12 protein-coding genes are annotated in these 13,056 nt (G+C 72.0%); 1 reads left to right on the top strand and 11 read right to left on the bottom strand.

Features of this window, described 5'->3' with window-relative positions:
• Positions 1 to 304: 304 nt before the first annotated feature.
• From ACSDG8_RS00450 to ACSDG8_RS00485, 8 genes are all read right to left on the bottom strand, one after another.
• A complete protein-coding gene (locus tag ACSDG8_RS00450) occupies positions 305 to 1,540 on the bottom strand; it encodes a glycoside hydrolase family 16 protein (protein WP_210894625.1) in 1,236 nt (411 codons plus the stop codon).
• 114 nt (positions 1,541 to 1,654) lie between these two features.
• Entirely contained in the window at positions 1,655 to 2,935 is a 1,281-nt protein-coding gene (locus ACSDG8_RS00455; protein WP_210894623.1) for an MFS transporter, read from the bottom strand.
• Entirely contained in the window at positions 2,932 to 3,507 is a 576-nt protein-coding gene (locus ACSDG8_RS00460) for a helix-turn-helix domain-containing protein (protein WP_210894620.1), read from the bottom strand. The genes ACSDG8_RS00455 and ACSDG8_RS00460 overlap by 4 nt, the downstream gene beginning before the upstream one ends.
• A gap of 47 nt (positions 3,508 to 3,554) precedes the next feature.
• The gene (locus ACSDG8_RS00465; protein WP_210894618.1) at positions 3,555 to 4,103 is read right to left on the bottom strand and encodes a DinB family protein; all 549 of its coding nucleotides are present in this window, start codon (positions 4,101 to 4,103) and stop codon (positions 3,555 to 3,557) included.
• A gap of 41 nt (positions 4,104 to 4,144) precedes the next feature.
• Complete coding sequence (gene smpB, locus ACSDG8_RS00470) at positions 4,145 to 4,636, bottom strand: SsrA-binding protein SmpB (RefSeq protein WP_210894616.1); 492 nt, start codon at positions 4,634 to 4,636, stop codon at positions 4,145 to 4,147.
• Entirely contained in the window at positions 4,609 to 5,283 is a 675-nt protein-coding gene (locus ACSDG8_RS00475) for a lysoplasmalogenase (RefSeq protein ID WP_210894614.1), read from the bottom strand. The genes smpB and ACSDG8_RS00475 overlap by 28 nt, the downstream gene beginning before the upstream one ends.
• The gene (locus ACSDG8_RS00480; protein WP_210894612.1) at positions 5,280 to 6,107 is read right to left on the bottom strand and encodes a sterol desaturase family protein; all 828 of its coding nucleotides are present in this window, start codon (positions 6,105 to 6,107) and stop codon (positions 5,280 to 5,282) included. The genes ACSDG8_RS00475 and ACSDG8_RS00480 overlap by 4 nt, the downstream gene beginning before the upstream one ends.
• Positions 6,104 to 6,832 carry a FadR/GntR family transcriptional regulator gene (locus ACSDG8_RS00485; protein WP_210894610.1) on the bottom strand — a complete coding sequence of 243 codons (729 nt, stop codon included), beginning with the start codon at positions 6,830 to 6,832 and terminating at the stop codon, positions 6,104 to 6,106. Before ACSDG8_RS00485 ends, ACSDG8_RS00480 begins: the two co-directional genes overlap by 4 nt.
• Positions 6,833 to 7,030: 198 nt before the next feature.
• Between ACSDG8_RS00485 and htpG the strand changes: the two genes are divergently transcribed.
• Positions 7,031 to 8,863 carry a molecular chaperone HtpG gene (gene htpG, locus ACSDG8_RS00490; protein ID WP_247678536.1) on the top strand — a complete coding sequence of 611 codons (1,833 nt, stop codon included), beginning with the start codon at positions 7,031 to 7,033 and terminating at the stop codon, positions 8,861 to 8,863.
• Between the two features lie 1,271 nt (positions 8,864 to 10,134).
• Here the strand turns inward: htpG and ACSDG8_RS00495 are convergent.
• Genes ACSDG8_RS00495 through ACSDG8_RS00505 form a run of 3 tightly spaced genes read right to left on the bottom strand, consistent with a single transcriptional unit; the run spans position 10,135 to position 12,952 of the window.
• Positions 10,135 to 10,833, bottom strand: coding sequence for an SDR family oxidoreductase (locus ACSDG8_RS00495; protein ID WP_210894607.1), 699 nt, complete (start codon positions 10,831 to 10,833; stop codon positions 10,135 to 10,137).
• A 32-nt stretch (positions 10,834 to 10,865) separates the two neighbouring features.
• Positions 10,866 to 11,342, bottom strand: a complete 477-nt coding sequence (locus ACSDG8_RS00500) for a winged helix-turn-helix transcriptional regulator (RefSeq protein WP_210894605.1) — start codon at positions 11,340 to 11,342, stop codon at positions 10,866 to 10,868.
• A gap of 47 nt (positions 11,343 to 11,389) precedes the next feature.
• Positions 11,390 to 12,952, bottom strand: coding sequence for an LLM class flavin-dependent oxidoreductase (locus ACSDG8_RS00505; protein WP_210894602.1), 1,563 nt, complete (start codon positions 12,950 to 12,952; stop codon positions 11,390 to 11,392).
• Positions 12,953 to 13,056: the final 104 nt, after the last annotated feature.

Here is a 13,056-nt window from a genome sequence, read left to right on the forward strand (position 1 = left end):
GCATCAGGTGGTCTGGCCGGGGGCGCCGCGTGCCTGCTGGGGTTGGCGGTGAGGCGGGGCGCGGATCCGCCGATGGCGGCCGATCGGTCCGGAGGTCGGCCGCAGCCTGGCCCGCGATCTTGCACTTTGTGCCCGGGCGAACGGGGCATTCGGGGCGCGACTCGGGCCGAAAGTGCAAGATCGCGGGTGCGGGTGCGGGTGCGGGTGCGGGTGCGGGTGCGGGTGCGGGTGCGGGTGCGGGGCGCGGGTGCGGGCTACGCCGGGGCGGGCGGTTTGCGCCGCCCGCCCCGGGGCGGGACGCCGGTCAGCGGCGCCACTTCTGGTTGGCGGCGCCGGTGCAGTCCCAGATCTGTAGCCGGGTGCCGTCGGCCGAGCTGGCACCGGTGGCGTCCAGGCACTTGTTCGCCTGAGGGTTGACGATGTCGCCGGCCGCGCTGAACACCCACTTCTGCGCGCCGGTGCCGTTGCAGTCGTAGAGTTGCACCTTGGCGCCGCTCGCCGTGGACCCGGCGGCCACGTCGAGGCACTTGCCGAGCGCGCGTACCGAGCCGTCGGCGTTCCAGCTCCAGCGCTGGGCGGCGGTGCCGTTGCAGGTCCAGAGCTGCACGGGGGTGCCATTTGCCGTGTTGGCGCTTGCCACGTCGACGCACTTGTTGCCGTACCCGATGATCTGGCCGCCGGTGCCTCCGCCGCCGTTGTCCCAGGCCTGGACGCGGACGTAGTCGATGGTCATGGTCTGCGGGAACGTGGTGTTGCCGTCGGGCGAGCCGGGCCAGTTGCCGCCGACCGCCACGTTCATGATCATGAAGAACGGGTGGTCGAAGACCCAGCGGTTGCCGCCCAGGTCGGCGGGTGTCTTGCGGGAGTACGCCACGCCGTCGAGGTACCAGGTGATCGAGTCCGGCGCCCAGTCCACTGTGAAGGTGTGGAAGGCGTCGGCGAGCGCCTGCCCGCCGGGCAGCGAGGTGGACGCGCCGACGCTGTTGCCGCCGGAGTAGCCGGGGCCGTGCAGCGTGCCCCAGACGGTCGACGGCGCGTAGCCGACGTTCTCCATGATGTCGATCTCGCCGCTGCCGGGCCACGGGTTGGTGCCGATGTCGTTGCCGAGCATCCAGAACGCCGGCCACAGCCCCTGGCCACGCGGGACCTTGATGCGCGCCTCGAACCGCCCGTACGCCTGGGCGAACGTGCCGTTTGTGAGCAGCCGGGCCGAGGTGTACTGGCAGCTTCCGTACCAGCAGGAGTAGCCGGACGGGTTCTCCCGGCGGGCGGTGATGACCAGGTTGCCGTTGCCGTCGAGCGCGGCGTTGCGGGTGCTGTTGGTGTAGTACTGCAGCTCGTTGTTGCCCCAGCCGCCGCCACCGATGTCGTAGCGCCACTTGCTGGCGTCGGGCGCGGCGCCGGCGGGGCCGTTGAAGTCGTCGGACCAGGTGACCGTGCCGGGGGCGGCGATCGCGGGGGAGTAGGGGACGACGGCGAGGGCGGCGGTGAGGCCGACCGCTGTCACCGCCAGCGCGGCGAGGGTACGGATAGTGCGCACGGGGCGCCTCCTGCGGGGGTGGTGGCCGTTTCCGTCACGGCGGCCGGCCCCGCCCAACGGTAAACAAACCATACAAATAGACTTCGATGAAGGTATGAACGAAGTTGCTCGATGTCAAGAGAGCGCTTCCCGCTGCGGCTCCGGCGCCGGTTCGGGCTCGCGCTGCCGCACCACCGGGGGCCGGCGCATGTCCCGCCACGGCCCGCCCAGCAGCGGCGTCAGCACGACCAGCAGGTAGCAGGCGCCCATCACGACGAGCGTGGGCGTGGGGCCGAACCGGTCCGCGGCGAATCCCGCGCCGACCGCGCCGGCCGGCATGGCCGCCCACGCGCCCGCGCCGATCACGCCGTACACCCGGGCCCGCATCGCCGGCGGCACCCGCTCCAACTGGACAGCGCCCATCAGCGGGTTGAGCGCGCCGGCGGCCAGCCCGGCCACCGCCACCACGGCGGCCACCACCGGCAGCGGCGGCGCGGCGGCCAGCGCCCACAGTGGTGGGGCGCCGCACAGCACGTACGCGGTGACGAACGTGGCCCGGCGGGGCAGCCGGTGCCCGATCCCGCTGAACACCAGCGAGCCGACCAGCGCCCCACCGCCCATGACGCCCACCAGCAGGCCGAACGCGGCCGGGCCGCCGAGTTCCCGTTCGGCGACCACCGGCAGCAGCACGTTGCTCTTCGCCGCGTCGAACAGGTTGGTCACCAGCACCAGCAGGACCATGGCGCGCAGCAGCGGCTCGCGGACCAGGAAGCGCAGCCCGGCGGCGAACTGCCGCCAGTAGCCGCCGGTCTCCGGCTCGCTCCCGTCGTCGGCCGGCCGCAGGCCACGCGGCACCAGCAGCGTCACCACGAGGGCCGACACGGCGAACGTCACCGCGTCCAGCGCCAGCACCGGCACCGCCCCGAACACACCGACCAGCAGGCCGGCCACGGGCGCGCCGATCATGCGGGCGCCGCGCGAGGTCGCGTCCTCCCACCCGGCCGCCCGCTCGATCGGCACCCCGGCGGCCGCCGCGGCCTCCGGCAGCAACGCGGTGCGCGCGGTCTGCCCGGGCGTGTCGAGCAGCCCGCTGACGAAGACCAGGGCCAGCAGCGCCGGGAACGGCAGGCCGACGGTGGCGTGCAACAGGGGTACGGCGGCGATCGTCACGCCGGAGACCACGTCGGCGAGCACACTGGAGCGCCGGTAGCCGATCCGGTCGACGAGCACGCCGCCGAACGCGCCGCCGAGCACCACGGGCGCGGTGGCGAACGCCCCGGCCAGCCCGGTCGCTGCCGGTGAGCCGGTCTCGGCAAGCACGTACAGCGGCAGCGCGATGAGCGTGAGCACGTTGCCGGTCAGCGAGACGGCGTGCCCGATCAGCAGTCCGGCCAGCGGCCGGCGGTCGTGGTTCACTGCGGCCCCCGGTACGCCTGCCAGATCAGCGTGACCATCTCCGCGCCGGGCCGGCCGGGGGCGCCGCGTTCCCGCCAGCGCCGGCCCAGCTCGGACAGCTCCTCCCGCAGCTCCACCAGTTCGTCGGGGGTCAGCCGCAGCACGGTGTCGCTGCTCGTGGTGCCGCGGACCCAGGCGGGGTCGAGGTCGGCCTCCGATTCCAGGTACGCCTGGTAGCGGTCCACGTAGCGCTGCATGGCGGCCCGGCGCAGCAGGTTGCCGGCGAGCCGGCGCTCCGGGTCGTCGAGCAGTTCGAGCGGATCCCAGTCGGTGGTGGCGTGCGCGGCCCGCCACCACCGCTCGCGCCGGTCCCGGGCCAGGTCGGGGGCCTCGGTCACGAAGCCGTGCTCGGCGAGCTTGCCGACGTGGTAGCTGACCGAGCCGACGGCCTCGCCGGTCCGCTCGCTCAGCATGCCGACCGTCTGCGGGCCGCGCAGGCGCAGCTCGCCGAGCAGCCGCAGCCGGGTGGGGTGGGCCAGCGCCCGCATGGCCCGCGGGTCGCTCAGACGCCGGTTGCCGGTCTCGTCCGTCATGCCGCCAGGCTAGACCGACAAGGAATGATGTACAAGGAGTCTTGTATTTATCGCGCTCCCTCCGGCGTGTGCAGGTACAGGTCGCGCAGCAGGCACACCTCGGACAGGTGGTGGATCACCTCCCGGTTGATGTGCAGCACGAGCGTGGCCATCGGGACGTCGGCGAACGGCCCCTCGGCCGGGCCGCACGGCCGCGCCAGGCCGTCCTCGCCGAGCGCCTCGACCCCTGCCGTCCAGGCGGCGTACTCCTCGTCGAGCTGCGCCAGCGCCCCGGCGGCGGTCGGGGAGTAGGGGAACGAGTCGTAGTCGGTCGGCGCGCGGCCGAAGTGCGACGCGTTGCGCATGGCCAGCACGCCGACGATGACGTGGGCCAGCCGCCAGGCGATCGTGGTGAACGGCGGCGGGTCCGGCTGCGGCAACGCGAAGTCGATCGCCGGGGTGCCGCCGTCGCCGCGCGGACGCACGCTCCAGCAGCCGGGGACCGGCTCCCAGAGGTACTCGGCGTCGGTGAGACCGGCGAGGCGGTCCCGCAACTGGTAGTTCCAGTGCCAGGTGAGCTGCTCGCGGAGCAGCGGGTTCCAGGTCAGGTCGGTCATGCGCCCAGCCTGCCACCGGCCTGGGACAGAAAACGGCGCGCTCAGCCCCGCCGCGCCGCCGTACGGCCCTTGAGCCGGCGGCCCATCTCCCGGGCGATCTCCCGCTTGGCGTCCCGCTCGGCCAGCGCCTGGCGCTTGTCGTACGACCGGCGGCCCCGGGCCACGCCCAGCTCCACCTTGGCCCAGCCGTCGGAGAAGTACATCGACAGCGGCACCAGCGTGACGCCGCCGTCGCGCAGCTTCTCCAGGATCCGGGCGATCTCCACGCGGTGCAGCAGCAGCTTGCGGGTGCGCCGGGGCGCGTGGTTGGTCCAGGTGCCGAAGCCGTACTCGGCGATGTGCAGGCCGTACAGCATGATCTCGCCGTCGCGCTCCTGGGCGAACGCGTCGACCAGCGACACCCGCCCTTCGCGCAGCGACTTCACCTCGGTGCCGGCGAGCACGATGCCCGCCTCGTACGTCTTGAGGATGTCGTAGTCGTGCCGTGCCTTCTTGTTCGAGGCGATCAGCTTGCGCCCGTTCTCCCTGGCCACGCCAGCAGGGTACCCGCGGGCGGCGACTCGGGGCCCCTTGCCGGGCGGGTCGCGGTCACCCAGCCGGTGGTGATCAGCAGCAGCGCCGCGCAGTAGGTGACCATCACCAGCAGGCCCCGCCCGGGCAGCTCGATCCCGGCCGCGCCCACGCCGATCAGCAGGTCGGAGACGAGGAAGGACGCCCCGCCAGCGGCGACCCGCGCCGACACCCCGGTTGCGGCGGCGGCCATCAGGCACAGCGCCAGGCTGTAGCCGAGCACCGGCACCCGCAGCGGCCCGAGCATGCTCCAGAGCAGCGCGTTCGCGCCGGCCCAGGCGAGCAGGTAACCGGCCCACGCCAGGGCCGGCGCACGCCGGTGCCGGACGAACGCGGTGATGAACGCGATCTGGGTGACCAGGAAGAACCCCATGCCGGCCAGGAACGCGGTGTCGCCCGGCAGGAGCAGGGCGACGTCGCCGGCGGTGGCGGCGACCAGGCCGACCGCCACCGCGTCGAACCGGCGCCGGCACGCCCAGAGGTACGCCAGCAGCACCGGCGCCAGCAGCGGCTTGGCCAGCCACTGGAGCACCGTGGAGTCCAGCGCGACCCCGACCAGTTCGACGGCGGCGACCAGCCCGAACAGGGGCAGCAACCAGGAGCGCCTCATCGGGCCGGCTGCCAACCCGGGCGGCCGAACAGGTACCCGAGGCGGTGCCGCCAGCAGTCGGCCCGGCGTACGTCGGACCAGATCGCGGCGAACTCGTGGGTGGCCACCCGCAGCGGGTTGTAGGTGCCGATGTTCTTGGTCAGCCCGTAGCGCGCGGTGGCCCGCTCCGGCTCGAACGTGCCGAACAGCCGGTCCCAGATGATCAGGATGCCGCCGTAGTTGCGGTCCAGGTACTCGGTGTTCGAGCCGTGGTGCACCCGGTGGTGCGACGGCGTGTTGAAGATCCACTCGATCGGCCGGGGCAGCACGTTGATCCGCTCGGTGTGCAGGAAGAACTGGTAGAGCAGGCTGACCGACTGCTGGAGGAAGATCATCCACGGCGGGATGCCGAGCAGCGCCAGCGCCAGCCAGAACGGCAGCGAGGTCATCGGCGTCCAGCTCTGCCGCAGCGCCGTCGAGAAGTTGTAGTAGACGCTGGAGTGGTGCACCACGTGGCTCGCCCAGAGCACGCGTACCTCGTGGTGCGAGCGGTGGAACCAGTAGTAGGCCAGATCGTCGGCGAAGAACAGGATCACCCAGGTCCACCAGTCGCCGGGGGACAGCTGCACCGGCGCGACGGTCCACAGCGCCGCGAACAGGCCGACGGTGAGCAGCTTCCACGGGAAGCCGATGATCTGACTCCCCAGCCCCATCGACAGGCTGGTGGTGGTGTCGCGCAGCTCGTAGCCGCGTTCGTCGTCGTCGGGCAGGAAGCGGTAGGAGACCGCCTCGATGACGATCAGGAGCAGGAACGCCGGGACGGCGTACAGCACGGCGGGGATCATGCGCGCGCTTCCCTTCCGGAGGTGGGGGTGGTGGGGGTGGTGACCGGCGCGGTCAGCAGCGCCCGGGCGTGCCGGGCGGCCGCCGCGCCCTGACCGGAGGCGATCGACGCGGCGAGGCGGCGGTGCCCGGCGACATCCAGCAGTTCGGCCGCGCGGGCGTCCGAGGGGACGTCGCCGACCGCGAACGTGCCGGCCACCAGGCTGTTGAACGCGAGCTGGTAGGCGGTGTTGCCGCTGCCGCGCACGATCAGCCGCCAGATGGCGATGTTCGCCTCGTTCATCAGGTCCAGGTCGGGGACGAGCGTGCCGTACTCCTCGGCGGCCGCGGTCAGCGCGGCGACGACCGCCGCGTCGCCGCGTTCGGCGCAGAGCCGGGCCGCGTCGATCCCGACGCAGGCCCGCATCTCCAGCATGTCGCGCACCAGCGTCTCCACCGGGAGTACGTCTGCGGAGCGCGCCAGGGACAGCGCCAGGTCCAGCCCGGCGTGCACCCGCCAGTCGAGCACCCGGGTCGCGCCGCCCTGGCTGACCCGGACCAGGCCGAGCTGTTGCAGGCGGCGCAGCGCCTCCCGGACGGCGTGCCGGTTGACGGCGAACGCGCCGGCCAGTTCCCGCTCCCCGGGCAGCGTCTCGTCCGGCGCGTACCGGCCGGAGACGATCGCGTCGCGGAGTCGGCCGAAGACGTGGTCGGAGACCGACACGCGGGGCGCGGGATCGAAGGTCATGCGCAGCAGTGTGGCCCCGAGCGCGTCAACCCGTCAACTGGTTGTACCAGTCGAATTCGGGGACGGCCGGTGCGTGCCGTCCCGGTCACCCCTCGTATCCTTTCCGCCGTAGGACCAGCCAGAGGGAAGGGAGTCGGTGTGAGCGACGGGGTCGAGACGTTGGAGTTCCAGGCCGAGGCCCGTCAGCTGTTGCAGCTGATGGTGCACTCGATCTACTCGAACAAGGACGTCTTCCTGCGCGAACTGATCTCGAACGCGTCCGACGCGCTGGACAAGCTGCGGCTGGAGTCGCTGGTCGACAAGGACCTGTCGGCCGACACCTCCGACCTGCACATTGAGATCGAGGCCGACAAGGACGCCCGTACGCTCACCGTGCGGGACAACGGCATCGGCATGAGCCGAGACGAGGTGGTCCGCCTGATCGGCACCATCGCCAAGTCCGGCACCGCCGAGCTGCTGCGCAAGCTGCGCGAGTCCTCCGACGCCGCCGCCTCCCAGGAGCTGATCGGCCAGTTCGGCGTCGGTTTCTACGCCACGTTCATGGTCGCCGACAAGGTGACGCTGCTGACCCGCCGCGCCGGACAGCCCGGCGGCACCCGCTGGGAGTCCACCGGCGAGGGCACGTACTCGATCGAAGAGGTCGAGGGCGCGCCGCAGGGCACCTCGGTCACGCTGCACCTCAAGCCCGTCGACACCGAGGACAACCTGCACGACTACACGGCCGAGTGGACGATCCGCGAGATCGTCAAGCGCTACTCCGACTTCATCTCGTGGCCGATCCGGATGACCGTCGACAAGCCCGGCGAGGACGGCGAGACCACCCGCGAGGAGCAGACGCTCAACTCGATGAAGGCGCTCTGGGCGCGTTCGCGGGACGAGGTCGACGAGACCGAGTACAAGGAGTTCTACCGGCACGTCGCACACGACTGGGCCGACCCGCTCGAAACCATCCACATGCGCGGCGAGGGCACCTTCGAGTACGAGGCGCTGCTGTTCCTGCCCTCGCACGCCCCGCTCGACCTGTTCTCCCCGCAGGGCCGCCGCGGCGTGCAGCTCTACGTCAAGCGCGTGTTCATCATGGACGACTGCGACGCGCTGATGCCCAACTACCTGCGCTTCGTCAAGGGCGTGGTGGACGCGCACGACCTGTCGCTGAACATCTCCCGGGAGATCCTCCAGCAGGACCGGCAGATCCGCGCGGTGCGCCGCCGGCTGGTCAAGAAGGTCCTCGCCACGCTCAAGGACATGTCCGCCGAGTCGTACCGCACGTTCTGGACCGAGTTCGGCGCGGTGGTGAAGGAAGGTCTGCTGGAGGACCCGGACAACACCGAGACGCTGCTGGAACTGGTCCGCGCCGCGAGCACCCACGACCCGGCCGAGCCGACCACGCTGCGCGCGTACGTGGAGCGGATGAAGGACGGCCAGACCGAGATCTACTACGCCACGGGCGAGAACCGGGCCACCATCGAGAACTCGCCGCACCTGGAGGCGTTCCGCGCCAAGGGCTACGAGGTGCTGATCCTCACCGACCCGGTGGACGAGGTGTGGGTCGAGCGCGTCGGCGCGTACGACGGCAAGACGCTGCGCTCGGTCGCCAAGGGCCAGGTGGACCTGGAGACCGAGGAGGAGAAGGAGAAGGCCGAGGCCGAGCGGCAGGAGCACGCCGACCTGCTCACGTTCCTCGGCGGCGCGCTGGCCGACAGCGTCAAGGAGGTACGCCTGTCCACCCGGCTGACCACGTCACCGGCCTGCGTGGTGGGCGACGCGCACGACATGACGCCGACGCTGGAGAAGATGTACCGGGCGATGGGCCAGGAGGTGCCCCAGGTCAAGCGGATCCTGGAGCTGAACCCGGCCCACCCGCTGGTCACCGGCCTGCGCAAGGCGCACGGCGAGGGCGGCGACACCGCCGCGCTCACCGAGACCGCCGAGCTGCTGTACGGCATGGCGTTGCTGGCCGAGGGCGGCGAGCTGGCCGACCCGGCCCGGTTCACCCGCATCCTGGCCGACCGCCTGGCCCGCAGCCTCTAGCCCGCCCCGCCCCGACCTGGCTCGCCTACCCGCCCTGGCTGGCTGGCTTGATCGACTCCATTACGCCGAGGTGGTGGTATCGGCATGCCTCCGATGCCGCCACCTCGCCGACCCGGTGTCGATCATGGTCCGAGAGGTTGACGGTGGGGCGGGTGTCGGGTCAGCTCTTCGTCGCGCTCGTGCGGCTGGCTGCCCCTTGATCCACTCCAGCTCGGCGAAGTGGTGGTATCGGGCGGGCTCTGACCCCGCCACTTCGGCGAGCTGGTGTCGATCACGGCCCGGGAGGGCGATGGTCGGGCGGGTGGGGGGTCAGCGCTTCGCGTCGCTCGTGCGGGCAGCTGATGCTTGATCGACTCCAGCTCACCGAAGTGGTGGCTCCGGACAGGCTTTGACCCCGCCACTTCGGCGAGCTGGTGTTGATCACGATTGGGGAGTCGATGCCCAGGCGGTTCTCGGATCAGTCCTCTGCCGGGCTCCTGCGGCTGGCTGCTTGCTTGATCGACTCCGGCTCGGCGAAGTGGTGGTGTCGGACGGGCTTCGACCCCGCCACTTCACCGAGCTGGTGTTGATCATGCTGGGGTATCTCAGACTGGGGAAGATCGATCCCAACTAGAGGGATGGTCGGGGCTCCAGATGAGTGGGCGCCCTGGCGGAGTGACCTTAGCGCCGGCCGCGCCGGGAGGGGCGGGGTGAGAGGGCGGGCCGGGTGGATCGGTGTGGGTCGGAGTGGATCTGGCGGAGCGCCACTGGGCGGGCGCCGGCTGACGTCGGTCTCTCGCCGGAGGTTGCTTATCGGCTATGCGTGGGCGGTTGCCGTGGCGGCTGCTTGATCGACACCATTGCGCCGAGGTGGCGGATCCGAAAGGCTCTGACCCGCCACCTCGGCGAGCTGGAGTGGATCACGCTGACATGTCCCACACTGAGGAAGATCGTTCTCACATAGAGGGCCAGAACTCGATGGGGAGCGCGCCGGGGTTGCGGATGGGCTTTGCAGGCCCAGGTCGGCAGGGCGGTCCGGGTGGATGGGTGGGTCGGGGTGGACCTGGCGGAGGTCGGTGAGGCGGGCGGCCTGGCGTCCATCCGCGCCGCTGCCCGCAACCGCCCAACCGTGTTGGCTGTGGTGATGGCCTCTTGTCAGGCTCCGCAGCCGACGAGACCCGGGCCGGAGTTTCGCTGACCAACCTCGACAGTGGCCGGCGGTTGTTGTGGCAGCAGGTTGATCGACACCCAGCTCGCCGAGGTGACGGCGCCACCTCGGCGAAACGGGTCGCTCAGGGGAGCGCGGGGTAGAGCGCGCCCACTCCGCCGGACAGTCCGGCCTGGACGCGGCGGGCCACGTCGTCGGCCAGGATCTCGTAGCTGTCGGACTCGATGCCGTCGACAGCGAGCCCAGCGACCTCCGCCGGGTCGGCCTTCGGGCCGGGTACGGCGGCGGCCATCTCGGTGTCCATGTAGCCCACGTGCAGGCCCGCGACGCGGACACCCCGGCCGGCCAGCTCCAGGCGCAGGGCGTTCGTCATCGACCACTCGGCGGCCTTGGCCGCGCCGTACGCGCCGACGCCAGGGAACGTGAACCAGGACAGCGCGGACAGCACGTTCAGGATCGTCCCGCCGCCGTTCGCGGCGATCCGGGGCGCGAACGCGCGGACCACCGACAGCGTGCCGAGGTAGTGCGTCTCCAGCTCCAGCCGGATCTGCGCGAGGTCGCCGTCGAGCAGGTCGACGCCGGTGCTCACGCCCGCGTTGTTGACCAGCAGCGTCACGTCACCGGCCCGCTCGGCGGCGGCGGCCACCGAGGCGGGATCGGTGACGTCGAGGCGTACCGGGGTGACGCCGGGCAGGTCCACGGTGTCCGGGTTGCGCGCGCCGGCCCAGACGGTGGCGCCGCGCGCGACGAGTTCGGCGGCCAGATGCCGGCCGAAGCCGCGGTTGGCGCCGGTGACCAGGGCGGTGCTTCCAGCGATCTTCATGTCTCGCTCCGAGAGGTGGTGAGGAAGGGAGGTCAGGCGGACAGCAGGCCCGGACCGGGCAGCACGGCCAGCTCACTCGGCGGTACGTCGTGCCCGGCGTCGCAGCGCAGCCGGGCGTGCACGGCGGCGCCGCACTCGTCGTGGGCCACCCGGACGGCCGGGCCGGCCTCGTCGGCGGCGTACGTGTCGCCCCACTGGCGCAGCGCGACGAGCACCGGGATCAGGTCGCTTCCCTTGGCGGTGAGCACGTACTCGTCGCGGGTGCGTTGCCCGGGCTCGCGGTAGGGGCGCCGGTCGAGTAGCCCGTCGGCGACGAGCTGCTTGAGCCGGGTGGCGGCGACGGGCTCGCTGACGCCGACCCGCCGGGCGAAGTCGTCGAAGCGGCGGGTGCCGAACGACGCCTCGCGCAGCAGGAGCAGCGTGGTGCGGTTGCCGACCACTTCCAGCGCCCGGGCGATGGAGCAGTTGGCGGTGGACCAGGAGTCACGCTGCGCAAGGAGGTCCGTCATGGCGTCGACGGTACGCCCCTGACTTAGGAAAGCAAAAGTCAGCTACCTCACAGCTGGCCGGGGAAGAACCCGTGCCGGGCCAGCGGCTCGACGATCTGGTGCTCCTCGTACGACAGGTGCGACAGCAGCGTGTCGGTGAGCAGGTCCACCGCCTCCTGGAGTTCGGTGAGGTCGCCGGGCCGCCGGACCAGCTCCACGAGCGCCCGGTCGACGCTTTCCACCACGCCGTGGATCACCACGTGCTCCTCCTCGAGGCGGTCCAGCACCGCTGCCAGCCCTGCCTCGGAGCGGCGTAGGTGCGGGAAGACCGAGGCGTCCTCCAGCCCGTGGTGCTGGGTGACCATGGTGCAGTACGCCGCGCAGTACGCCCCGAGCGTCCAGTTGTTCTGCCGCATGGTCATCTCGTTCAGCGCGGCCCGCGCCCGGCCCGGCGAGACGGTGCCTCGCTTGACCTGTTCCAGCAGGTCGCGCACCTGGGCCAGCTCCTGGCGCAGATGGTCGTGCACGTCCACCAGGTGCTGCCCGGCGGCCTGTCCCCGGGGCGGGTAGACCTGTCCGGCCGGTGGCGGCGGGGCGGTCGGCCGGGTCGACTCGTCCCAGGGGCGGCGCGCGCTCAGGCGTACCCCCGGGTCGGGGGTGGGGGTGACCGCCAGCGTGGCCGGGCCGCCGGTGGCGGCCGTCTCGTCGGCGACCGCGCGGGCGCCGCTGCCCGGCGCGGTGCGCTCGGCGGCGACCAGCTCCCGCACCGCGGGCGCGACCTCCTGGGCGAAGATCTGGATCGCGCGCGGCTCGTCGCTGCCGAGGATGAACGTGGTGACGCCGTGCTCCAGCGTGAGCCCGGCCAGCTCCTCCACCCACTGCTCCGGCGGACCGGTCAGGAATCCGGCCGACGAGCGGGCGAACGTGCCGTTGACGTTGAGCATGCGGCGGATCTCGGCCGGGTCGCGCCCGGCGGCCTGCGCGCCCTCGTCGACGAGCGCGTTCAGGGCGGGCAGCTCGTCCGGCCCCTTGGGCAGGTAGGACAGGGAGGGCAGCCAGCCGTCCGCGGCGCGGCCGACCAGGCGCAGCATGCGCGGCTTGTACGCGCCGACCCAGATGCCCACCTGATGCGCGGGCGCCGGACCGCGCTTGGCGCCGACCACGCGGTAGTGCTCGCCGTCGACGCGGATCATGCCGCGCCGGTCGGTGTCCCAGACCTCGCGGATCACCCGGATCGCCTCGTCCAGGGCATCGACCGCCGCGCCGGGGGACAGACGCCGTCCGCCCGTGGCCTCGATCGCGTCCCAGAACGCGCCCGCGCCGAGTCCCAGCTCGACCCGGCCGCCGGTGAGCAGGTCCAGGCTGGCCACGCTGCGGGCCAGCACCACCGGCTGGCGCAGCGGCAGGTTGAGCACGTTGCCGGCCAGGCGGATGCGCTCGGTGGCGGCGGCCACGTAGGACATCAGCGTCCAGGTGTCCAGGAAGCCCGGCTGGTACGGATGGTCCTGGAACGTGACCAGGTCCAGCCCCACCTGTTCGCAGAGCGTGGCCAGCGCCACCACCTGGTCGGGCTGCCCGGCGGCGGGGGTGATGAAGCCGCCGAAGGTCAGCTCGTGTCCGTTATCGGTCATCCGTCACGCCTCCCGTGATCTTGCTCAGCCCTGCCACCGTAGCTCCACCGGTGGTAGCCCGGCCGGGTGAACAGGGTCACAAGAAGTGGACGATCGTCGCAAAC

The organism is Micromonospora sp. LA-10 (assembly GCF_051853095.1).
GTDB lineage: Bacteria > Actinomycetota > Actinomycetes > Mycobacteriales > Micromonosporaceae > Micromonospora > Micromonospora echinospora_A.